The 22,359-nt window shown below is 65.0% G+C and carries 22 protein-coding genes; 17 read left to right on the top strand and 5 right to left on the bottom strand.

The features are described from left to right. Positions 1-19: 19 nt before the first annotated feature. A complete protein-coding gene (locus KUL97_RS11925; RefSeq protein ID WP_217797170.1) occupies positions 20-1,141 on the bottom strand; it encodes an FAD-dependent oxidoreductase in 1,122 nt (373 codons plus the stop codon). Positions 1,142-1,243: 102 nt separating this feature from the next. On the opposite strand from KUL97_RS11925, the gene gatB reads away from it, so the two are divergent. The 3 genes from gatB to KUL97_RS11940 all read left to right on the top strand — a co-directional run bounded on the left by gatB (position 1,244) and on the right by KUL97_RS11940 (position 5,259). After that, positions 1,244-2,716 (top strand): Asp-tRNA(Asn)/Glu-tRNA(Gln) amidotransferase subunit GatB, encoded by a 1,473-nt coding sequence (gene gatB / locus KUL97_RS11930; protein ID WP_217797171.1) that lies wholly within the window; start codon positions 1,244-1,246, stop codon positions 2,714-2,716. Positions 2,717-2,814: 98 nt separating this feature from the next. Continuing rightward, a complete protein-coding gene (locus tag KUL97_RS13905; RefSeq protein ID WP_368656154.1) occupies positions 2,815-4,299 on the top strand; it encodes a prolyl hydroxylase family protein in 1,485 nt (494 codons plus the stop codon). A gap of 468 nt (positions 4,300-4,767) precedes the next feature. After that, positions 4,768-5,259, top strand: a complete 492-nt coding sequence (locus KUL97_RS11940) for a hypothetical protein (RefSeq protein ID WP_217797172.1) — start codon at positions 4,768-4,770, stop codon at positions 5,257-5,259. Positions 5,260-5,585: 326 nt separating this feature from the next. On the opposite strand, the gene coaE is transcribed toward KUL97_RS11940, so the two are convergent. Further along, a complete protein-coding gene (gene coaE / locus KUL97_RS11945; protein ID WP_217797173.1) occupies positions 5,586-6,224 on the bottom strand; it encodes a dephospho-CoA kinase in 639 nt (212 codons plus the stop codon). A gap of 34 nt (positions 6,225-6,258) precedes the next feature. Here coaE and argJ point away from each other — a divergent pair, with 34 nt between their 5' ends. Further along, complete coding sequence (argJ, locus tag KUL97_RS11950; protein ID WP_368656165.1) at positions 6,259-7,518, top strand: bifunctional glutamate N-acetyltransferase/amino-acid acetyltransferase ArgJ; 1,260 nt, start codon at positions 6,259-6,261, stop codon at positions 7,516-7,518. Here argJ and KUL97_RS11955 read toward each other — a convergent pair. After that, entirely contained in the window at positions 7,506-8,354 is an 849-nt protein-coding gene (locus tag KUL97_RS11955) for a LysR substrate-binding domain-containing protein (RefSeq protein WP_217797175.1), read from the bottom strand. The genes argJ and KUL97_RS11955 overlap by 13 nt on opposite strands. 230 nt (positions 8,355-8,584) lie before the next feature. Between KUL97_RS11955 and KUL97_RS11960 the strand changes: the two genes are divergently transcribed. The 3 genes from KUL97_RS11960 to KUL97_RS11970 are packed head-to-tail and all read left to right on the top strand — an operon-like array spanning position 8,585 to position 11,171. Then, entirely contained in the window at positions 8,585-9,145 is a 561-nt protein-coding gene (locus KUL97_RS11960) for a hypothetical protein (RefSeq protein WP_217797176.1), read from the top strand. 50 nt (positions 9,146-9,195) lie between these two features. Then, entirely contained in the window at positions 9,196-9,504 is a 309-nt protein-coding gene (locus KUL97_RS11965) for a hypothetical protein (RefSeq protein ID WP_217797177.1), read from the top strand. Further along, on the top strand, positions 9,504-11,171 hold the full coding sequence (locus tag KUL97_RS11970) for an AarF/ABC1/UbiB kinase family protein (RefSeq protein ID WP_217797178.1): 1,668 nt from the start codon (positions 9,504-9,506) through the stop codon (positions 11,169-11,171). Before KUL97_RS11965 ends, KUL97_RS11970 begins: the two co-directional genes overlap by 1 nt. A gap of 6 nt (positions 11,172-11,177) precedes the next feature. Here the strand turns inward: KUL97_RS11970 and eno are convergent, their stop codons facing one another. Continuing rightward, positions 11,178-12,470 carry a phosphopyruvate hydratase gene (gene eno, locus KUL97_RS11975; RefSeq protein ID WP_217797179.1) on the bottom strand — a complete coding sequence of 431 codons (1,293 nt, stop codon included), beginning with the start codon at positions 12,468-12,470 and terminating at the stop codon, positions 11,178-11,180. A 126-nt stretch (positions 12,471-12,596) separates the two neighbouring features. Between eno and gloA the strand changes: the two genes are divergently transcribed. From gloA to rplL, 8 genes are all read left to right on the top strand, one after another. Continuing rightward, positions 12,597-12,998, top strand: coding sequence for a lactoylglutathione lyase (gene gloA / locus KUL97_RS11980; protein WP_217797180.1), 402 nt, complete (start codon positions 12,597-12,599; stop codon positions 12,996-12,998). Continuing rightward, a complete protein-coding gene (locus KUL97_RS11985) occupies positions 12,988-15,744 on the top strand; it encodes an ATP-dependent Clp protease ATP-binding subunit (RefSeq protein WP_217797181.1) in 2,757 nt (918 codons plus the stop codon). Before gloA ends, KUL97_RS11985 begins: the two co-directional genes overlap by 11 nt. Before the next feature lie 72 nt (positions 15,745-15,816). Next, complete coding sequence (secE, locus tag KUL97_RS11990; RefSeq protein WP_217797182.1) at positions 15,817-16,059, top strand: preprotein translocase subunit SecE; 243 nt, start codon at positions 15,817-15,819, stop codon at positions 16,057-16,059. 26 nt (positions 16,060-16,085) lie between these two features. Further along, complete coding sequence (nusG, locus tag KUL97_RS11995) at positions 16,086-16,754, top strand: transcription termination/antitermination protein NusG (RefSeq protein ID WP_217797183.1); 669 nt, start codon at positions 16,086-16,088, stop codon at positions 16,752-16,754. A 118-nt stretch (positions 16,755-16,872) separates the two neighbouring features. Next, positions 16,873-17,298 (top strand): 50S ribosomal protein L11, encoded by a 426-nt coding sequence (rplK, locus tag KUL97_RS12000; protein WP_010305434.1) that lies wholly within the window; start codon positions 16,873-16,875, stop codon positions 17,296-17,298. A 93-nt stretch (positions 17,299-17,391) separates the two neighbouring features. Next, positions 17,392-18,099 carry a 50S ribosomal protein L1 gene (rplA, locus tag KUL97_RS12005; RefSeq protein ID WP_217797184.1) on the top strand — a complete coding sequence of 236 codons (708 nt, stop codon included), beginning with the start codon at positions 17,392-17,394 and terminating at the stop codon, positions 18,097-18,099. Between the two features lie 303 nt (positions 18,100-18,402). Beyond that, positions 18,403-18,936: a 50S ribosomal protein L10 gene (gene rplJ, locus KUL97_RS12010; RefSeq protein ID WP_010305426.1), complete on the top strand. Its 534-nt coding sequence runs from the start codon at positions 18,403-18,405 to the stop codon at positions 18,934-18,936. A gap of 62 nt (positions 18,937-18,998) precedes the next feature. After that, a complete protein-coding gene (gene rplL / locus KUL97_RS12015) occupies positions 18,999-19,385 on the top strand; it encodes a 50S ribosomal protein L7/L12 (RefSeq protein WP_010305422.1) in 387 nt (128 codons plus the stop codon). A gap of 274 nt (positions 19,386-19,659) precedes the next feature. Here the strand turns inward: rplL and KUL97_RS12020 are convergent, their stop codons facing one another. Beyond that, complete coding sequence (locus KUL97_RS12020) at positions 19,660-20,352, bottom strand: DUF3747 domain-containing protein (RefSeq protein WP_217797185.1); 693 nt, start codon at positions 20,350-20,352, stop codon at positions 19,660-19,662. A 63-nt stretch (positions 20,353-20,415) separates the two neighbouring features. Between KUL97_RS12020 and KUL97_RS12025 the strand changes: the two genes are divergently transcribed. Both KUL97_RS12025 and KUL97_RS12030 read left to right on the top strand, forming a co-directional pair. Continuing rightward, complete coding sequence (locus tag KUL97_RS12025; protein WP_217797186.1) at positions 20,416-21,198, top strand: ribonuclease H; 783 nt, start codon at positions 20,416-20,418, stop codon at positions 21,196-21,198. Next, positions 21,191-22,351: a quinone-dependent dihydroorotate dehydrogenase gene (locus KUL97_RS12030; RefSeq protein WP_217797187.1), complete on the top strand. Its 1,161-nt coding sequence runs from the start codon at positions 21,191-21,193 to the stop codon at positions 22,349-22,351. The genes KUL97_RS12025 and KUL97_RS12030 overlap by 8 nt, the downstream gene beginning before the upstream one ends. Positions 22,352-22,359 lie beyond the last annotated feature (8 nt).

A 22,359-nucleotide genomic window follows, 5' to 3' on the forward strand; every position in this document is an offset into this window, starting at 1 on the left:
GGTGATCCGTTGCGCAGGCTTATCCCCCGAAGCGATCCCAGCGGAAGAGCTCCAACAGGGCCTGTTGGTCTGGGTTGCAGCCTTCCGGGCTGAGGTTGGCGCTCAGCAGTTCGGCCGTGATCGCCGCCAGCAGCACACCGTTGCGGTGGTGACCGGCGGCCAGCTGCAGCCCGTTCAGCGGACTGGCCCCCAGCAGCGGCCCTTCATCGGGGGTGCAGGGCCTGAAGCCCCACCAGCGCTCCATCGGTGGCCACTGGCTCGCCTCGGGCAGCAAGGCCTCGATTCCGGCCTGGAGCTGCCGCTGCCCGAAGGGAGTGAGCCCTTCCGTGAAGCCCGCTTCCCGTTCGCTGGTGGCGCCCACCACCAGCAGGCCGTCTTCGCGGGGCACGAGGTAGGTGCCAGGTCCAAAGATCACCCGCTGCAGGGCCTCCCGTGGACCCTGCAGCGAGAGCATCTGCCCCTTCACCGGGAACACCGGCAGCTCGGGCAACAGTTGGGCGCTCCAGGCACCGCTGCAGAGCACCGCAGCCTCGGTCTGCAGGGTCTCCACATGGGCCGCGGCATCACGCACCCGCACGCCCGTGAGCTGGTGGTTGTTGTGCAGGAGCTCCAGCACCTCGACGCCTTCCTGGAAGCGCACACCCAGTTCCACGCAGGCGCGCTCCAGCGCCCGCATCAGCTGGCGGCGGTTGTCGATCTGGCCGTCCTGGCGGAACAGCAGCCCGGCCTGCCAGCCGGGGCCGATACCCGGCAGTTCGCGCTCCAGGCCGTCACGATCCAGGGCCTCGCCCCACGGGGCCGTGGGGTACACGTCGCGCTCGGCGGCCGTGGCAAAGGGCACCACGATTCCGCAGGGTCGCAGGCCGCAGCTGAGGCCGCTGTCGGCCTCAATCTGCGCCACCCAGCCAGGGATGCGCTCCAGGCTGCGCTGGCCGAGCTGCAGCAGGGCGCCGCTGAGGCCCTCCGCATGGGGCGCGAGCATGCCGGCGGCCACAAATCCCGCCGCTTCGCTGCGCCGGCGGCTCAGCACTTCCACAGCTCGGCCGCCTCTGGCCAGGGCATGGGCAATCGCCAGACCCATCAACCCCCCGCCCAGGATCAGCACCGGCGTATCGGTGTTGGTCGCAGGGGTGGCGGCCATGGCTGGGGGGCAGCGGCGAAGGGCACTTCAGTGTTTCAGCCCGCAGCGGTTGATGGCCACCGGCGCCCTTCCATAGGATCGGCCCACGCTTGGAGATGACACATGGCTGCTGAGGCCGCCTGGGAAGCCGTGATCGGCCTGGAGACCCACGTGCAGCTGGGCACCAACAGCAAGATCTTCACCAGTGCCTCCACGGCCTTTGGCGACGACCCCAACACCCACATCGATCCGGTGGTGTGTGGCCTGCCGGGCACGTTGCCGGTGCTTAATCAGAAGGTGCTGGAGTATGCGGTGAAGGCGGCGATGGCGCTCAACCTCAACATCGCCGAGCACAGCAAGTTCGACCGCAAGCAATATTTCTATCCCGACCTGCCGAAGAACTACCAGATCTCCCAGTACGACGAGCCCATCGCCGAAGAAGGCTGGATTGAAGTGGAGGTGGCGGAGAAGGGCAAAGACACCTACCTCAAGCGCATCGGCATCGAACGCCTGCATATGGAAGAAGACGCCGGCAAGCTCGTGCACGCCGGCAGCGATCGCCTGGCGGGCTCCACCCATTCACTGGTGGATTACAACCGCGCCGGTGTGGCCCTTGCGGAGATCGTGAGCAAGCCGGATCTGCGCACCGGGCGTGAGGCAGCGGAATATGCCTCCGAGATTCGCCGGATCATGCGCTATCTCGGCGTGAGCGACGGCAACATGCAGGAGGGTTCCCTGCGCTGCGACGTGAACATCTCCGTGCGCCGCGGGCCCGATGCCCCCTTCGGCACGAAGGTGGAGATCAAGAACATGAACTCGTTCTCCGCCATCCAGAAGGCCTGTGAGTACGAGATCCAGCGCCAGATCAAGGCCTACGAGAGCGGCGAGCCGGTGGTGCAGGAAACGCGCCTCTGGGATGAAGGCAAGCAGCTCACCAAGAGCATGCGCGGCAAGGAAGGTGCCAGCGATTACCGCTACTTCCCCGATCCCGACCTGGGCCCGATCGAGGTGAGCGTCGAGCGGCGCGAAGGCTGGCGTGCTGAGTTGCCCGAGCTGCCTGCTGCCAAGCGCCACCGCTATGCCGAAACCCTGGGGCTCTCCCAGTACGACGCCCGCGTGCTCACCGATGAGCGCCCGATGGCCGAATACTTCGAGGCAGCCGTCGCCGCCGGTGCCGATCCCAAGGGCCTGGCCAATTGGATCACCGGCGATATCGCTGCCTATGTGAATGCCAATCGCCTCTCCTACGCCACGCTCCCCTTCCGCCCCGAGCAACTGGCGGAGATGGTGCAGCTGATCGATGGCGGCAAGATCAGCGGCAAGATCGCTAAGGAGATCCTGCCCGAGCTGCTGGAGAAGGGCGGCTCACCGGCGGCGATCGTGGAAGCCAAGGGCCTCGGCATGATCAGCGACCCTGCGGCGATCACGGCGATCGTGGAGGAGCTGCTGGCCGCTCACCCTGAGGAGGTGGAGGCTTTCCGCGGCGGTAAGACCAAGCTGCAAGGCTTCTTCGTGGGTCAGCTGATGAAGAAAACCGGTGGCAAAGCCGATCCAAAGCTGGCGAACCAGATCCTTAATCAGAAGCTGAAGGGCTGAGGCTGGCTGTTGGCAGATAAAGAAAATAACTTATAATTGGTCATCGCATCTCTTCTATGCCGTCACTGCCACGATTTGCGGATAAGCCGTTTCAATTGGTGCCAACGCCCGGAAGGCTCCAGTCGGCCTTGATTGGTGAATATAAATCGATGATTTTTGAGCCTATTCTTGAGGTTCCGCAGGTTGACGGTGACTATGGCCAAGCCGTTGTTCATGGAATTTCTTCTGCAAAGGCTTCTTCCCCGCAGCTTGCTTATGCACCGATAAGCCCTGAGCTCATGGAGCTTGCTTATGTTGAGATTACCCCGTTGATTGAGGCCTGGGCGGGGTGTCGCTTAGAGCGTAGTTGGGGTTATGGCATTCGTAGTTATGGCCCGGGGTCAAAGTTGCATGTGCATCGCGATCGCGTTGATACTCATGTTGTAAGTTGTATTGTCCATGTTGACGATGATGCTCCTGCTTCATGGCCCCTAGACTTTGTTGACCACGAAGGACAGCTTCACGAAGTCTGCTTTCGCCCTGGTCAAATGCTTTTCTACGAAAGTCTTTGTCCCCACGCTCGTGTCCAGCCTTTTAATGGAAAATACTACCGAAATATGTATTTTCACTGGCGTCCGGTTGACTGGGATCCTTCGCCTTATTCCGGCTTTCGGTGCAAGTTTTCAAGTCTTGAAGAGGCTCAGCAGGATTGTATCCAGTTGGCCACTTCAGGCTGTGAATTGATTCCTCAGGATTGGAAGGAATGGCTGCGCCTGAACTTTAGTCGCGGTTGTGATCGCCAAGGGATGATCGAGCGAGCACAGCGGGATGGTGGATTTTCACCTTCGGTGCTCGAGGCATTCCTGGATCGCCTCGGGGAGGACAATGGGGTGACCCTCGCAGATGCGACTGAAACGAAGTTCGATTCTGCCAATTTGGCGGATCAGGATTCAACGAGTGTCCTGAGCTGGTTGCAGTGGTTTGAAGCGCCTCTGACAAAGCCCGATCACGCGCCTAGGGCTTGGAAGCTTGATACGGCCTTGGCTCAAATCTATGAATTGCCTGACCTGCTGAGTCGAGAAGATTGTGAATTATTGATTGGTGCTATTAATCGACAACTCGTGCCCTCATCGGTCACGCGGGGCGAGAGTGCTTATCGGACAAGCCGTACCTGCCATCTTCACGATAGTGATTCGGGGCTTTCTGCGAGAATTGATCAATACTTATCAAGTCTTCTAGGTGTGGATCCGAGTCTGTCGGAGCCTTTGCAGGGACAGTGCTATGGGCCAGGTCAATATTTCAAGGAGCATACCGATTGGTTCGCTCCAGGCACCGAGGAGTTTTCTGAACATGCCCATCCTGGTGGACAACGTACCTGGACAGTTATGATCTATTTGAATACCGTTCAGCGTGGTGGTAAAACTTGTTTTAAGCATTTAAATCGTTGCTATTCGCCCATCCAGGGCTTTGCCCTAGCTTGGAATAATTTGATGGCAGATGGCTCTCCGAATCCCTATACCTTGCATGAGGCGATGCCTGTAGAGGAGGGTGAGAAGTGGGTGATCACCAAATGGTTTAGGGCGCTGCCGGGTCGTAATGGCTAGGCCATGAAAGCGATCCTGGCTTTTTCGATGTTTTTCTGTCTTCCTTGCTTTTAGGCATTCGATTAACTTGGTTCTGGCGGACTCGTTTGCTGTGCAAGTGCTTATATGTTTGTCCTTGCATTGCATTGCGAAGGTTGTCGTTATTCTTTGCAGCTGCGGAATGTGTCGTGGTCTCTATCTGTGTGCCATGGGGATGAATATTGCCTTGTTTGAACCTGCGTGTGTGCGGTTTTGCTTGCCGCGTTGAAAGACGTCGTCGCATTGCAGATCGGTTTCGATGCGGGCGAGCCAAGTCCTGCATAGAAAGTTGAAGGGCTTCGGCTCAGGCTTCGCTTCCCTGTGATCAACGGCACAGGGCTGGATGAGCGGGGTCAATAGCTGGAGCGGTTGTGTCGGCGAGCTTGGGTGTATCGGAAGGAAACAGCCCCAACCGCTTCATTCACTCACTCACACGCACGTTTCAAAGCCATGACCCTCAAAGCTTCCGCCGCTGCCGCTCTGCTTGCTGGTGCTGCCACTCTGTCGATCGCTGCACCTGCGGCCCATGCTCAGAACTTCGGGATTTACGGTGCCTGTGATTCCGGTTCGGTGAACATCAGCGGTAATGGTGGCGGATTCAATGCTTCCGGTCGTGATTGCACCGCAGCGCGTGACTGGCAATCGAAGGAAAATGCCCGCGACCGCCAGCACGTTACCCAGGATCAGCTGATTGGCCTGGGCGGCAATCTGACCACAGGCCTGATCATGAATGCGCAGAACCGCCAGCCGCAGGTGCAGCCCCAGCCTTTGTGGCAGGTTGCTGCACCTAGCACCACCGAGCTGGAGTTGATGCGCCAACAGCAGGAAATCGAACTGCTGAAGCTGAAGTTGCAACTGGCGTACCAGCAAAACGGCAGCACCTATACGAATGCATCGGTCATGCAGCCCATGGGGGGTTACGTGATGGTTCCGGCTCGATGACTGCGTCGCAATCGCCGCTTGATCACTCCCTCGCTCTAATCACCATGCATGCTCCTTCGATTGTTCGGCTCCCTGTTGCCGTTGTGCTGGCTGCTTGTTCTGCCGCCGGCCTCGCGTTCGGTGTTCCGGCAGGAGCCCAGCCTTCCGACACCTGCTCCACCCATCAGCTGGGGCTCCATGTGGATGGATCGCGGTTCGTGCTCCAGCATCAAGCCTGCGGCGCCCCTGATCAGCCCGAGCTGGAGCGCCCGGCGCCGCGCGGTCCTCTGCTCAACAGCAACCTCTTGGAGCGTTTGCTGGAGCTCAGGCCTCTGGTCCAGCGGGAGTTATCCGTCCAGCGCTGATGCTTTGAGCAGGTGGCCGAGCCGTGCTGGAAGTTGGCTGGGGTCTGTGCGGTTGTCGATCAGCTGATCGGCCAAGGGCCGTTTGCGCTCCAGGGGCCACTGGGCCTGGATGCGCGCCTCCGCCGCCGCTTCGCTGAGCCCATCGCGTTGCATCAGGCGCTCCAGCTGCTGCTCCGGTTCGCAGTCCACCAGCCACACCTCACTGCACAGGCCCTCGAGGCCGGCTTCAAACAGCAGCGGAACCACCAGCACCACCGCTGGGGCGCTCGCCAGCCTGGCGAGCTCGTCTTCAAACCGTGCGCGCACCAGCGGGTGCACCAGTTGCTCCAGCCAGCTTCGTTCCTGGGGAGCGTTGAACACGATCTGGCCCAGTGCCGCTCGATTGATCACGCCCGCTGCGGCAGCGCTGCCTTCGCCCCGCACCACCTCCCCATAACGCTCAAGCACCGCAGCCGCACCGGCAGTCCCCGGAGCCAACGCCTCCCGCGCATACACATCCGCATCCAGCACCGGCAGCCCCTGCTGCTCCAGCCAACGGGCCACGGTGCTTTTGCCACTCGCGATCCCGCCGGTGAGGCCAATGCGGCGTTGCGGTCCGCTCCAGCGGGGCGAGGCGGGCATCGGCGGGCTGGGGCGCGGGCGATCAGCGCTCAGAATCGCAGCATTCGAGCGAGTGGCGGCGGCCGTGACTCACCCCTGGTATCCCATCCCCGGCGGCGTGACAGCCCCTGAGGGTTTCCTGGCCGCTGGCATCACCGCTGGCCTCAAGGCCTCCGGTAAGCCCGATCTCTCGCTGCTACTGGCGCCAGAAGGGGCGGTATGCGCCGGCACGTTCACCACCTCGCTGGTGCGGGCCGCCTGCGTGGATCTCTGCGCCGAACGGCTGCAGGCCAGTGGCGGCCATGCCCGGGCTGTGCTCACCAATTCCGGTCAGGCCAATGCCTGCACGGGCGATCGTGGCTTGATCGACAGCCAGCGCGCCACCCAGGCCATGGCCGATCGGTTGGGGCTGGCGGCGGAGGAGGTGCTGATCTGCTCCACCGGGGTGATCGGCGTGCCGATCCCGATGGACACGCTGCTGGCGGGGCTGGATCCCCTCGTGGCGGCCCTCAGCGCCGAGGGGGGAGCTGATGCGGCCACGGCGATCCTCACCACCGATCTGATCGACAAACAGATCGCCCTCGAGGCCGAGCTGGGCGGTCGCCGCGTGCGCATCGGCGGCATGGCCAAGGGCTCGGGAATGATCCACCCCAACATGGCCACCATGCTCGGTTACCTGAGCTGCGATGCCGGCGTACCGCCTGAGGTGTGGCAGGCGATGGTGAAGCGGGCGGTGGATCGCTCCTTCAATGCGATCACGGTGGACGGCGACACCAGCACCAACGACACATACCTGGCGTTTGCAGCCGGTGAGCCCTTGAGCCCCGAGCACTTCGACGCACTGGAGGCCGGCCTGACGGCGGTGTCGCAACATCTGGCCAAGGCGATTGCCCGCGATGGCGAGGGCGCCACCTGTTTGCTGGAGGTGCAGGTGGAGGGTGCCAGCGATGACGCCGCTGCCCGGGCCATTGCCCGCACCATCTGCGGCTCCTCCTTGGTGAAGTGCGCCGTGCACGGCCGCGATCCCAACTGGGGCCGGATCGTGGCGGCTGCCGGCCGGGCCGGAGTGCCGATGGATCCCGATGCCGTCGCCCTCTGGCTGGGGGAGCATCAATTGATGGCCGCAGGTCAGCCCCTCGCCTTTGATCGCCCTGCGGCTTCGGCCTACATGCGCGATCGGGCGGCGGGCGCTTACCTCAGCGACGACACGGTGCTGATCCGCATCCAAGTGGGCGCGGGGCAAGGTGCAGGCCGTGCCTGGGGATGCGACTTGTCTGATCAATATGTGCGCATCAACGCCGATTACACGACGTAAGCCACCGGCTGTCGATGCACCACCACATCCTTGTGCGGGGCGGCCAGGTGGGCGATGTGATCGATCAGCTGGTTGAACAGGGCCTGCGTGCGGGGATGGTCGGCATAGGGCTCGCGCACCATCAGCACATCGCCCACTTCAACGGGGAGTTGCTGGGGCAGGCGAACCCAGTCATCGCCGAAGAGATGAAGGGTGAGGGGTGAGGAGTAGCCAACCAACATCGCTTCCACCGGACTCTGGCCAAACCACGGCGCCTGCTTCATCGCGGCTTCCCGCGCGGCGCTGGGGAGCAAGCCGCAGTTGCGCAGCACCTGCTCGAACACCGGGAAGCTGCCATCCGGCAGTGGGAGCACCGGATAGGGCAACAGCTCATCCCAGGTGATGGCATCGCGCCGTTCGGCCAGGGGATGGCCCACCGGCACCATCAGGTGCATGGGCATGGTGGTGAGCCGCAGGCCCCGGAGACCGTCCCGCAGCGGGGCATCGGGCGCGGAGCAGATCCAGGCGTCGATCACCCCGTCTTGCAACAGAGCCAGGGGTTGTTCGTAATCGAGGTAGTTGAAGTTGCCGCGCTGCCAGTTGTCGAGTGCCACACCATCCAGCCCTGGCGCTGACCAGTGCTGCGCGTCCAGTCGCAGGGTGTGATCACGGCTCCAGCGCCATTGCTGGTGCACGTGCCGCTCCAGGTTGATCAGTTCGGTGTCGCCGATGAGCCGCCACTCGCCTCGGCTGCGGGCCAGCTGCAGATCAAGCAGCTCCAGGCATTTGCGGCTGTTGCGGCTCACGGTGGGCTGGGCGCAGGCCAGGGCTTCTGCCGCCCGTTGGCCCGTGCGCAACCAGATCAAATGATCCAGCGCGGCGAGGCAATCCAGTGAAATCATCCCTCCTCCCACACGCGACGGTGCCGAAATTACGCGGCGGGATCACGTGGTCCTTGTGTTGTTGGCTGCTTCAACACAAGCGGACGTTGTTTATGCAATGTCTGCATGCGCCCGCTACCTGTTGGGGGCGTGGTCTGAGGCTTGCGGTGGGTGCTGCTTAGAGTTGGCGCCCTCGTGCTGGCCCCATGGCCCGGGTGTCGCAGTCAACCCAGCCTCGGCCGCAGCCCATCTGGAAGGGGCCACTGGTGGCAGGCCTCTGCTTTGGCGTGGCCTACGGCATTACCCAACGGCTCGTGAGCTTCAACGTGGCAGAGCTGATCCGCTTTGGCCCTGGCTTCGACGTGCAGGTGTTCCCCGGCACCAGCCTTGAGAGCCTGAAGTTGCGCTTTGGGGATGCCCAGGCGGAAATCAGGGGCGATCTGGAGCTGCAGGAACTGGAGCGGCAGCAGCAGGAAGAGGCCAAGCAGCGCGCCGAGGAAGCCAAGAAGGCTGAGGAACGCCTTAAGAACGCTGCTCAGCTTGAACCGCTGCAGGATGCCGAAGCAGGGCCCGCCCCTGAGCCAGTTGTTGCACCCATAACTGCGCCTGCACCAACCCCTGCTGCGGTTCCGGCTCCCAAACCCAAGCCCAAGCCGACACCACAGGCGAAGCCCAAGCTGCAGGACAAGCCACCTGCAAGCGTGCCGCCTGTGCCCGTGCTCCAACCCCAGCCCTTGCCTCTGCCGCCTCCCGCTCCCCAGCTCTGATCTGCCACAGTTTCAGCAGATCACGCCTGGCCTCGGCCCGGTCGGCCGCCATGAGCACACCTCAGACCCTGGTGCAGGCAGCACTGAATCGACTCTCCGCACGCCTGGGTAGCGGTTTGGCGGATGCCGCCGCCGGTCTGGCGGTGTTGGCACAGGATGCGCCTGATCGGTTTCGGCAGGAATGGGATTTGTTCCGCGAAGAGGTGGAGTTGGAGGCTCAGCGCCTGGAGCGCGGTGATGGCGAGCCCGCCCCCGCGGCTGGTGAGCCGATGTCGCCCCCGGTTGATCCGCAGCAGCAGATCGATCAGTTGCGGGCGCAGGTGGCGCGGGTGGCGCGTCGCTTGGAGGAGCAGCCCTGATGCCTGCCTTGACGCAGGGTGTGCGCAGTGCCACGCGCGTGTTGCGCATCTGGAGTGCTGTGTTGCAGCTTCTCCTATGGCTCTGGCTCGATGCCCGCGATTGGAGCTATCCCGGTGGCGCCAGCGAGGAGCGCCGCGCGGAGCGGCAGCGGCGCCGGGCCCGCTGGCTCACCGCCGAGCTGCTCACGCTCGGCTCGGCCTTCATCAAGCTCGGGCAGTTGCTCTCAGCCCGCCCCGATGTGCTCCCTGCCAGCTGGGTGGAGGAGCTCTCGCGCCTGCAAGACAGCGTTCCCGCCTTTTCCTTCCAAACGGCCCAGGCGCTCCTGGAGCAGGAGCTGGGTGAGCGTTGCGCCGAGATCATCGATCTCGATCCCGATCCGCTCGGGGCCGCCAGCCTGGCCCAGGTGCACCGCGCCAGCCTGCGCAGCGGCCGCCAGGTGGTGCTCAAGATTCAGCGCCCGGGCTTGGAGCGCTTGTTCCGCCTCGACCTGGAGGTGATGCAGCAAGTGGCAGCGGTGCTGCAACGCCATCCCAGCTGGGGGGTGGGGCGCGATTGGGTGTCGATCGCCCAGGAGTGCCGGCGTGTGCTGCTGCGGGAGCTCGATTTCCGCCTGGAGGCCGAACACGCTGCCCGCTTCCGCCAGCAATTTTTGGACGATCCGGGTATTCGCATTCCGGCCGTGGTGTGGGAGCTCACCACCCGCCGGGTGCTCTGCCTGGATTACGTGCCGGGCATCAAGATCACCGACCGCGAGGCGATCCTCGAGGCGGGCATCGATCCGGCGGCGGTGGCCGAAAAGGGCGCCGCCAGCTACCTGCAGCAGCTGGTGCGCTTCGGCTTCTTCCACGCCGATCCCCACCCGGGCAATCTGGCGGTGGCCCGTGATGGGGCACTGATCTACTACGACTTCGGCATGGTGGGCAGCCTGTCGCAGCGGCTGCGCAGTCGCCTGGGCCGCATGGTGACGGCCGCCGCCGCCCGCGACGCCGGTGGGCTGGTGAACGAACTGCAGGCTGCTGGGGTGATCGCACCCGACATCGATCCAGGGCCTGTGCGGCGCTTGGTGCGGGTGATGCTCACCGAGGCGCTCACGCCCCCCTTCTCCGCCAACGTGATCGAGAAGCTCTCGGGTGATCTCTATGAGCTGGTGTATGGCCAGCCCTTCCGCCTGCCCCCCGAGCTGATCTTTGTGATGCGGGCCCTCTCCACCTTTGAGGGCGTAGGCCGCAGCCTCGATCCCAGCTTTAGCCTCGTGGCGATTGCCCGCCCCTACCTGCTGCCCCTGATGAGCGCTTCCGGCAACGGCCCCAACGATCTCTTCAATCAGCTGGGTCGCCAGGCCGTGGAGGTGGGCAGCCGCGCTCTGGGTCTGCCGCAGCGCCTCGAAGACAGCCTCTCGCGCATCGAGCAGGGCGACCTGCAGGTGCAGATTCGCGCCGGTGAAACCGATCGGCTGCTGCGGCGTGTGGCATTGAGTCAGCAGAGCGCTGGTCAGTCGATGCTGCTGGGTGCTCTGTTGGTGTCGGCTGCGTTGCTGGCGGCCAGCGCGAGGCCAGCGCTCACCGCCGTGCCGATCGTGCTCTCAGCGCCTGTGGGCCTGAGCTGGTTGAAGCTGCAGGCCCGGCTGCGGCGCGATGGCCGCATCGACAAGTTGGGGCAATCCTGAGGCGGCTCAGGCCTTGCCGCGGGGGCCGCGATCTTCCGCGCCGGCATACACGGCCTGGCTGCCCAGTTCGTCTTCGATGCGCAGCAGCTGGTTGTACTTGGCCACGCGCTCGCTGCGGCTCAGCGAACCGGTCTTGATCTGGCCGGCGCGGGTGGCCACGGCCAGGTCGGCGATGGTGGTGTCTTCGGTTTCGCCGGAGCGGTGGGAGATCACGCTGGTGTAGCCGGCGCGGCCTGCCAGATCGATCGCCTGAAGGGTTTCGGTGAGGGAACCGATCTGGTTCACCTTGATCAGGATCGAGTTGGCCACGCCGAGGTCGATGCCGCGCTGCAGGCGGGCGCTGTTGGTCACGAACAGGTCGTCGCCCACCAGCTGCACGGTTTTGCCGAGCTTTTCGGTGAGCAGGGCCCAGCCGTCCCAGTCGTCTTCAGCGACGCCGTCTTCGATCGAGGTGATCGGGAAGCGGCTCACCAGCTGGGCGAGCTGATCCACCATCTCGGCGCTGGTGTAGCTGCCGCCATCGAAGGCGTAGCGGCCGTCTTTGAAGAACTCGGTGCTGGCCACATCGAGGGCCAGGGAGATCTGATCGCCGGGGCGGTAGCCCGCCTTCTCGATCGCTTGCACCAGCAGTTCGCCGGCTTCGATGTTGCCGAGATCGGGGGCGAAGCCGCCTTCATCACCCACGGCGGTGCTCAGGCCCTTGTCTTTCAGCAGGCCCTTGAGGGTGTGGAACACCTCGGTGCCCATGCGCAGCGCTTCGCTGAAGGTGGGTGCGCCATGGGGCACGAGCATGAACTCCTGGAAATCCAGGCTGTTGGCCGCGTGGGCCCCCCCGTTGATCACGTTCATCAGCGGCACCGGCAGCAGGTTGGCCATCGGGCCACCCAGGTAGCGGTAGAGCGGCAGGCCCACGCCATTGGCGGCCGCGCGGGCGGTGGCCAGGCTCACGGCCAGGATCGCGTTGGCGCCGAGGGCGCTCTTGTTGGCGCTGCCGTCGAGTTCGAGCATCGCCGCATCCACGGTGCCCTGATCGAGGGCGCTGAGGCCGCAGAGAGCGGGGGCGATCTTCTCCTCAATGTTGCTCACGGCCTGCAGCACACCCTTGCCGCAGTAGCGGCTGCCGCCGTCGCGCAGTTCACAGGCTTCGTGGGCACCGGTGCTGGCGCCGCTGGGCACGATGGCGCGGCCGCTGGCACCGCCCTCAAGCATCACCTCGGCTTCCACCGTGGGGGTGCCGCGGGAGTCGAGCACCTCCCGGGCCACGATGGTGTCAATCACGAGGTCGAGGGTGTCGATCACAGCGGCCGGGGTGTGTCTCAGTGGTCCTTGAGGGGGATCCTATGGGTCGCCCCTGCCGCTGCTCTTGTGCCCGTTGGCACCGAATGGTGAGCTCTGGTCAGAATGCGCCTGGCTGATGCGGCTTCCATGCGCTTGCTCCACACGATGCTGCGGGTCGGCGACCTGGAGCGTTCGATCACCTTCTATACAGAGGTGCTCGGGATGCGCCTGCTGCGCCGCAAGGACTATCCCGGCGGCCGTTTCACCCTGGCCTTTGTGGGCTATGGCGAGGAGAGCGACACCACGGTGCTGGAACTCACCCACAACTGGGATACCAGCAGCTACGAGATCGGCACGGGCTATGGCCACATCGCTCTCGGCGTGGACGACATCGTGGGTGTGTGCGATCAGATCCGTTCCAAGGGTGGCCGGGTGGTGCGGGAGCCGGGGCCGATGAAAAACGGCAGCACGGTGATCGCCTTTGTGGAAGATCCCGACGGCTACAAGGTGGAACTGATCGAGCTGAGCTCACGCGCCCATGCGGCCTGACACTCTCACCGCTGAACCGGATCGCTTCAGTGATGCGGCCTGGGATCTGCTGCTTGCCAGCCAGGAGCAGGCCCGCCGCTGGCGCCACGCCGACATGGATGTGGAGCACCTGCTGCAGGTGCTGTTCAGCGATGCGCGCTATGCCAGCTGGATCGATCCGCTGCCCCTCGATCCAGAGGCATTGCTCGATCAGCTCGACGACGTGTGCGCCGATCAGCCCACCAGCTCCAGCCGTGAGCTCTACATCGGGGAAGCCCTCGAAGAGCTTTTGGATGGCGCGGAGCGCTGCCGCGAGGCAGCGGGCGCCCGCCTGATTGACATCCCCCAGATCCTGCTGGCGCTGTTGGATGAACCGCGCCTGGGGCGGCGCCTGTTGGCGGATCAGGGCCTCAGCGAAGACCTGTTGCGCCGCCAGCAACGCTCCGAACGGCCCGCGCCCCCCGCGGCTGAGCCGGTGCGTCGCGCCCCGGAGCCCAGGGCGGCCCAGCAGACCAGCGACAGCTGGATCGATCGGGGTGCTTCCTCCGCCCCCGCGGGGCCGTCTGCCCCTGCTGCCGCGCCCCGCCCGCCTGCCGCGGAAGCGGAATCGGATTCAGCCCTCACCCTCGAGCAGGAGCCCAGCGCCCTCGATCAGTTCGGCCGCGATCTCACCGCTGCGGCGCGCGCCGGCGAGCTGGATCCGGTGATCGGCCGCGACACCGAGATCCGCCGCTTGATGCAGGTGCTCTCTCGCCGCGGCAAGAACAACCCGGTGCTGATCGGTGAACCCGGCGTGGGCAAAACCGCGATCGCTGAATTGCTGGCCCAGCGGATCGTGGCTGGCGAAGTGCCCGATGCCCTCAAGGGGCAGCGCCTGATCAGCCTCGATCTCGGTGCCCTGATTGCCGGCGCCAAATTCCGCGGGCAATTTGAAGAGCGCCTGCGCAGCGTGCTCAAGGAGGTGCGTGAGGCGGAGGGCAAAGGCGCCGGCGTGATCCTGTTCATCGATGAGCTCCACAACGTGGTGGGGCCGGAGCGCTCCAGCAGCGATGCCGGCAGCATCCTCAAGCCGGCCTTGGCCCGTGGCGATCTGCGCTGCATCGGTGCCACCACGCCCGAGGAGTTCAGCCGCACGGTGGAAAAGGATCCCGCCCTCAACCGCCGCTTCCAGCAGGTGTTGATCAAGGAGCCGGGGCTCGATGACAGCACCCTGATCCTGCGCGGCCTGAAGGAGCGCTACGAGCTACACCACGGCGTTGCGATCACCGATGGCGCGGTGGTGGCGGCTGCGCGCCTGGCGGATCGCTACATCGCCGATCGCTGCCTGCCGGATTCCGCCATCGATCTGATCGATGAGGCCGCCGCCCAGCTGCGGATGGAGGTGACCTCCAAGCCGCGGCTGGTGGAGGAGGCCGAAGCCGAGCTGCGCCGGGTGGAGCTGGCCTTGCTCTCAGCGGAGAGCGCGCCTGAGCCGGAGCGGGTGGCGTTGCAAGAGCAGCGCCGGCAGGCCAATGCCGCGCTCCAGGAGCTGCAGCAGCGCTGGCAGGGCGAGCGCGAGGAGCTGGCGGAGTTGCGGCAGCTCCTCGCCGACGACGAGAGCTTGCGGCTGCAGATCGCCGAGGCTGAGCGCGATGGCGATCTGGAGGAAGCGGCCCGGTTGCAATACGACCAGCTGCACGGCGTGCAACAGCGCCGCAGCGAGCTGGAGGCGCAACTGCAGGAGCAGCAGCGAGCGGGCCAGTCGTTGCTGCGCGAGCAGGTGGAAGAGGGCGACATCGCTGATGTGGTGGCCCGCTGGACCGGGATTCCCGTGCAGCGCCTGATGGCGGGCGAACGCCAGAAGTTGCTGGAGCTGGAGCAGCGGCTGGGTGAGCGGGTGATCGGCCAACAGGAGCCGGTGGCGGCGGTGGCGGCAGCGATCCGCCGGGCTCGGGCGGGGATGAAAGATCCGCGCCGGCCGGTGGGTTCGTTCCTGTTCCTGGGCCCCACCGGTGTGGGTAAAACCGAGCTGGCCAAGGCCCTGGCCGCGGCGCTGTTCGATGAGGAGGAGGCGCTGGTGCGGCTCGACATGAGCGAGTTCATGGAGCGCAACGCCGTGGCGCGCTTGCTGGGTGCTCCTCCTGGCTATGTGGGCTACGAGGAGGGGGGGCAGCTCACCGAGGCGGTGCGTCGCCGTCCCTATGCGGTGCTGCTGCTCGATGAGGTGGAGAAGGCCCACCCGGATGTGTTCAACGTGCTGTTGCAGGTGCTCGATGACGGCCGCCTCACCGATTCCCAGGGCCGCACCGTGGATTTCCGCCACACCGTGGTGGTGATGACCAGCAACCTCGCCAGCCGCGCGATCCTCGACCACGCCCGCAGCTCGGGTGATCCGGCGCAGCTGGAGCAGCAGGTGGAGCAGGCCCTGGCCAGCCAGTTCCGCCCCGAATTCCTCAACCGCATTGATGAGGTGATCCGCTTCCAGCCCCTCGGCCCCGAGCAGCTGCAGCGCATCGTGCATCTGCAGCTGGCGGAGTTGGCTGCCCTGCTGCGGGAGCAGGGGTTGGAGCTGCAGGTGGAGGAGCCGGTGGTGCCTTGGCTGGCCCAACAGGGCTACGAGCCGGAATACGGGGCGCGGCCCCTGCGCCGGCTGTTGCGCCGGCGCATCGAAAATCCATTGGCCACCGAGCTGCTCGAGGAGCGCTTCCTCGGGGCCTCCGCCGTGCAGGTGAGCCTGCAGGAGGCGGAGGGGCAGCTGCGCTTCAGCCCGATCAGCCAGGCGGTTTGATCACGTCCGGTAGGGTGGCTGTTTGCGCAACAGCGCGCGCCCTCGCTCTGCGAACACCTTCTGGACACCGCGGTGGAAACCCCGACTGAGCCACAACCCAATCCGCCAGCCCCCGGGCCTTCTGCTGAACCCACCCCAGCCCCCTCCGGCTTTGTGGGCAGCACGGTGGCCGAGCTGCGCAAGGTGGTGTGGCCCAGCCGCCAGCAGCTGTTTGCCGAATCGGTGGCCGTGATTCTGATGGTGACCCTCTCGGCCTTTGCCATCGCCGCCATCGACCGCTTCTACAGCTGGGTGAATGCCCAGGTGTTCCGCTGAGTTCTCCTTCCCCTTTGCCGTTGCCCGTGTCCGACGTTGATCTGAGCGATCTGAGCACCGAAGATCTGGCCGTTCCCGAGCTGGTGGATGCGGCCGAGCCCGCTGCTGCTCCCGCCGCCGAAGGTCGTGCTCCCATCGCCCGCTGGTACGCCGTGCAGGTGGCCTCCAGCTGTGAGAAGAAAGTGAAGGCCACGCTCGAGCAGCGTGCCGTGACCCTGGGCGTGGACAACCGCATCCTTGAGATCGAGATCCCCCAGACCCCGGCGGTGAAGCTCAAGAAAGACGGCAGCCGCACCAGCACCGAAGAAAAGGTGTTCCCCGGCTACGTGCTCGTGCGCATGGTGCTGGATGAAGACACGATGATGGCGGTGCGCAGCACCCCGAACGTGATCAACTTCGTGGGCGCTGAAGATCGCCGCGCCACCGGCAAGGCCCGCGGTCACATCAAGCCTCGCCCCCTGAGCCGCTCGGAGGTGGATCGCATCTTCAAGCGTGCGGCCGAGAAGAAGCCTGTGGTGAAGGTCGACCTCACCGAGGGCGATCAGATCCTCGTGACCGCTGGTCCGTTCAAGGACTTCCAGGGCGAGGTGATCGAAGTGTCGGGCGAGCGCAACAAGCTCAAAGCCCTGCTGTCGATCTTCGGCCGGGAAACCCCGGTGGAACTCGAGTTCGCTCAGATCAGCAAGCAGAGCTGATTCCGGTGCGGCCGTCTCCCTGCGGAGGGCGGCCACAGGCTGGGTTCCGGTCTCCGGGATCCGCCGCACCCGCTGCCCTAGGGTCGCGGATCCGCAGATTGCTCAAGCCGCCAGGACGATGGCAAAAAAAGTTGTAGCTGTGATCAAGCTGGCCCTCCAGGCCGGCAAAGCCAACCCCGCGCCGCCGGTGGGCCCTGCCCTCGGTCAGCACGGCGTCAACATCATGGCGTTCTGCAAGGAGTACAACGCTCGGACGCAGGACAAGGCTGGCTATGTGATCCCGGTTGAAATCTCGGTCTTTGAAGACCGCAGTTTCACCTTCATCACCAAAACCCCTCCCGCTTCCGTGCTGATCACCAAGGCAGCCGGGATCGAGAAGGGTGCCGCCACCTCCTCCAAGGGTTCCGTGGGCGCTATCAGCCGCGCACAGCTCGAGGAGATCGCCAAGACCAAGCTGCCCGACCTCAACTGCACCAGCGTTGAGTCGGCCATGCGCATCATCGAAGGCACCGCCCGCAACATGGGCGTCGCCGTGAAGGACTGAGATCAGTGGGCCTCGGCCCAGCCCTGATCCCACGCCACGTTTTGTCCCTTATCGGGGGAGAGCCCTTCGGCTCGCCTGCACCCCACGCCTGACATGCCCAAAGTTTCTAAGCGTTATTCCGCCGCCTTCGGCAAGGTTGAGACCCGCACCTACTCCCCGCTCGAAGCGGTGGAACTGGTGAAGGCCAACGCCACCGCCAAGTTCGACGAGACCGTTGAGGCCCACGCCCGCCTCGGTATCGACCCCAAGTACACCGACCAGCAGCTGCGTACCACCGTGGCGCTGCCCCACGGCACCGGCCAGAGCATCCGCATCGCCGTGATCGCCCGTGGTGAAAAGGTGGCTGAGGCCAAGGCCGCCGGCGCCGACCTGGCTGGTGACGACGATCTGGTTGACACCATCGCCAAAGGCGAGCTGGAGTTCGATCTGCTGATCGCCACCCCGGACATGATGCCCAAGGTGGCCAAGCTGGGTCGTGTGCTCGGTCCCCGTGGCCTGATGCCGAACCCCAAGGCCGGCACCGTGACCACCGACCTGGCCTCCGCTATCAACGAGTTCAAGGCCGGCAAACTCGAGTTCCGCGCCGACCGCACCGGCATCGTGCACGTGCGTTTCGGTAAAGCCAGCTTCGACGCCGCCAAGCTGCTCGACAACCTCAAGGCCCTCCAGGAGACCATCGACCGCAACAAGCCCAGCGGTGCGAAGGGTCGCTACTGGAAGAGCCTCTACATCACCTCCACCATGGGTCCCTCGGTGGAAGTGGATGTGTCGGCTCTGCAGGACATCAAGCAGGAAGGCTGATCCGGCTTTCCAGAGCTGGCTCTCCCCCAGCCTCCTTTGCCCCCGCCCCGGCGGGGGCTTTGTTGTAGGTTGGATTGCTGGCTTAGGCCAGAAGGGCACGCGCCCTACCCAAGACAGCAGGTCTGCTCAAGGCCAGCGCTCACTTCGGTGAATCGCTGCCGACAGCCGTAAACCCTGCCGAGGTGCACGCGACTGGTTTTGCCCTGGCGGTTCGCTGCCGGGGGAATGCAAGCCGCAGCCCCTCGAGTGCATCCGCACTGGGGCTGCGTACCCGGCTTGTTCCCCCGATCCGTTCCGTTTCCCATGGGCCGCACGCTGGAGAACAAGCAACAGATCGTCGAAGAGCTCAAGCAGCTCCTCGGTGAGGCCGAAATGGCGCTGGTTCTTGATTACAAGGGCCTGTCCATCAAGGAGATGTCTGATCTGCGGACCCGTCTGCAGGCCAGCAACGGTGTGTGCAAGGTGACCAAAAACACCTTGATGCGCCGTGCCATTGATGGCAACAGCGCTTGGTCGGAACTGGATTCCCTCCTCACCGGCACCAACGCCTTCGTGCTCGTTAAGGGCGACGTGGGTGGTGCCGTGAAGGCCGTTCAGGCCTTCCAGAAGGACACCAAGAAATCGGAAACGAAGGGCGGCCTTTTCGAAGGCAAGCTCCTCTCGCAATCCGAGATCAAGGCCATCGGGGATCTGCCCTCCAAGGAGGTGCTCATGGCGCAGATCGCCGGTGCGATCAACGCCGTGGCCACCAAGGTGGCTGTGGGCATCAACGAAGTTCCCTCCGGTCTTGCCCGGGCGCTCAAGCAGCACGCCGACGGCGAGGGCACGGCCAACTGAGGCCTGCTCTGCTGAGCTCTCCGCTCCGACTGTTCACACAGATCTGTTGCTGATTCCCAACCATGTCTGCTACTACCGACCAAATTCTCGAGCAACTGAAGTCGCTCTCCCTGCTTGAAGCTTCCGAGCTCGTTAAGCAGATCGAAGAGGCTTTCGGTGTGTCCGCCGCCGCTTCCGCTGGCGTTGTGATGGCTGCTCCCGCCGCTGGCGGTGCTGCTGAGGCTGCTGAAGAGAAGACCGAGTTCGACGTCGTGCTCGAGAGCTTCGACGCCGCTGCCAAGATCAAAGTGCTGAAGGCCGTGCGCGAAGCCACCGGCCTGGGCCTGGGCGAAGCCAAGGCTCTGGTGGAAGGTGCCCCTTGCGCCGTCAAGGAAGGTGCTTCCAAGGCTGATGCCGAGGCCATGAAGAAGGCCATCGAAGAAGCCGGCGGCAAGGTCGCTCTCAAGTGATTTCGCCCGTGGCCCGCTTGTTCGGGCCACACCGCTTCCCATCAGCCGGCTCCTGCGGGGGCCGGCTTTTTTTTGCGCGTGATCGCGCCGGGGCTGGCCTAACCACTCGCCAACAAAAAAGCCCCGCCGAAGGCAGGGCTTTGAGTTCGGAACGCTTCTGGGAGTCTGTCCTCGTTTCGACCCCGGAAGTGGTGTTCCGCACTCCTCACACAAGAGAAACATACAGCCAGAGGAAAAGGCCTCCTAGGGATCTTGGGCCGCTATCTCAGCTGGCCTAGGGCTTGTAGGGGATCACCTGCAGGGCGATCGGACCGCTGGAGGACCGCAGGGATCCGTTGCCTCGCGACACCGGGGCTTGAGCGGTCTTGCTGCTGCCTGGCACAGCAGGCAGCAGGGCCGGTGGTCGGGCGATCAGGTTTCCGTTGTTGCGTGCTTTCGCCATCAACACCGCCAAAGGCTCTGCATTAGATAGGTAGATGTGTTGAAGGGGCTTGCCCTGATAAGAGCGTCGTTCGGGAGACCAGCCAGGCTCCAGCTTGAAGGCCGTCATGCCGCTTGGGCGCCGTGGTGAACGACCAATCACCAACGAGAGGTCGGTCGCTGGGTTGATCAACTCCAGGACGAGCTGCTGACCGGATGGTTCCACCCGCAGGCGCCAGCCTCGGCTCAGGTCATCTCCAGCAACACGCGCCGAGTAGCCACTGCTGGAGGTGAATTCCTTGCAGTGCACATCGCTCGTTGGCGGAGCCACGACGTCGATCACGCCTGATGGTGCTGCGCTCCAGCAGGGAGCGTTGCTGTTGATTTGATCGAGCACCACCAGCTTCCACTGGTCTTTCCCTAAGGCTTGCCCTGCCACGAGAACGCCGTTCTGCGGTACAGGCTCTGCATCGAAGACTGCAGCCCAAGCAGCTGGGGCTGCCACAGCCGCGGAGAGGGCCAGCAGGGGAAGGTAGGTTCGCTGCATGGGGTTTCTCTTCGGCGCACGTCGTCAGGAGAGTGTTGTACCGGACCCGGAGGTAAGCGCCCAGTGCCCGATCAGCCAGTGGTGGTAGCGGCTGCCTGCGACGGCGCCTGCAGCGGCAACCCAGGACCTGGTGGCTGGGGCTGCCTGCTGCGCTTCAGCGATGGTTCAGTGCAGGAGTTTGGGGGCTTTGAGCCCAACACCACCAACAACCGCATGGAGCTCACGGCGGCGCTGACGCTGCTCGAGAAGCTGGCGGTGCTGCCGCGCGATCCGGGCCTCACGATCCGCACGGATTCGAAATACCTGATCGATGGCTTCAGCAAGTGGATCAACGGCTGGAAGCGCAAGGGCTGGCGCACCGCCTCCGGCAGCCCCGTGCTCAACCGCGACCTCTGGGAAGCCCTCGATGCCGCCCGCCTGAGCGGCCTCCCCTTCACCTACGTGAAAGGCCACAGCGGCGATCCCGATAACGACCGCTGCGACGCCATCGCCGTGGCCTTCTCCAAGGGGCAACAACCCCAGCTGGCCCACGGCGATTACGGCGGCCTGATGGTGAGCGCCCCGGAGCCATTGGCTGAGCCAGCAGCCCCGCAGGATGCGGCTCCCCCGGCCCTGCAGCAGCTGCTCACCCGCCTGGAGCTGGCGGATCGCCTGGCTGAGGGTGGCTACGGCCTCAGCCTGATGGAGCTCGCCCAGCTGGTGGAACAACCGCTGAAAAAGCTTGAGGGGCGCAATGAACCCTGGCGCTGGCGCGACTGGTTGGTGCAGCCGGGGGCTGACGGACGCTGGCGTCTGGCGCGGGACGCGTCAGGATCGGGTGTAACGGAGCAACAACGGGATGGCTGAACTCGGCACCGGCGCTCTTTACCAACGCTTTGTGGGGCCGCTGCTCAGCCGCGACGAGGGGGCTGACGCCGAGCAGCTCAGCCAGCTCACGCTCCAGGCCCTCGGTCAGGCGTCGCTGCGCCGCAACTGGCCTTTGGTGAGCGGCAGCCTGGCGGGCCTGGCCGCTGAGCTGGAGGTGCGCGACCTGCGCCTCGAGCAAACCCTGTTCGGTTGCCGCTTTCGCAACCCCGTGGGTCTGGCGGCTGGTTTTGATAAGAACGCCGTTGCCGCCGGCATCTGGCATCTGTTCGGCTTTGGCTTTGCCGAGGTGGGCACCGTCACCTGGCACGCCCAACCCGGCAACCCCAAGCCGCGCCTGTTCCGGCTGGCCGCCGAGCGCGCAGCCCTCAACCGCATGGGTTTCAACAACAACGGCGCCCTGGCGGCCCGCCGCACCCTCGAGCGCCAGGCGCTCCCGCCCGCGGGCCAGCGCCCGGCCGTGCTCGGGATCAACCTCGGCAAATCGAAGATCACGCCGCTGGAGCAGGCTCCAGACGATTACGCCTCCTCCCTCGAGCTGCTCGCTCCCCTGGCGGATTACGCCGTGATCAACGTGAGCTCCCCCAATACCCCTGGGCTCAGGGAGCTGCAGGACGACGCCCAGCTGCGCCGCCTGGTGGAGCGTCTGCGGCGGCTGCCGGCCTGCCCGCCGCTGCTAGTGAAGATCGCCCCCGATCTCGAGGACGAAGCGATCGACGCCATCGCTCGCCTCGCCTACGAAGAGGGCCTGGCCGGGGTGATCGCCGTGAACACCAGTCTCAACCGCCTAGGCCTCGAGCAGCGCCGCATCGCCCAAACCGGCCGCAGCCTTGCGGAAGAAGCCGGCGGCCTGAGTGGCGCTCCCCTGCGGGCCCGCGCCCTGGAGGTGCTGCGCCGCCTGCGGGCGGTGGCCGGCCCGGGGCTGCCGCTGATCGGTGTGGGCGGGATCGATTCGCCGGAGTCGGCCTGGGAGCGCATCAGCGCCGGGGCCTCGCTGATTCAGCTCTACACCGGTTGGATCTACGAGGGGCCGCAGCTGGTGCCGGCGATTCTCGAGGGGATTTGCCAGCAGCTCGATCGCCATGGCTTCCGCACCATCAGCGAGGCGGTGGGCAGCGGCGTGCCCTGGCGGTAACTTGCTGG

The organism is Synechococcus sp. HK05 (assembly GCF_019104765.1).
In the GTDB taxonomy this organism is placed as follows: Bacteria; Cyanobacteriota; Cyanobacteriia; order PCC-6307; family Cyanobiaceae; genus Vulcanococcus.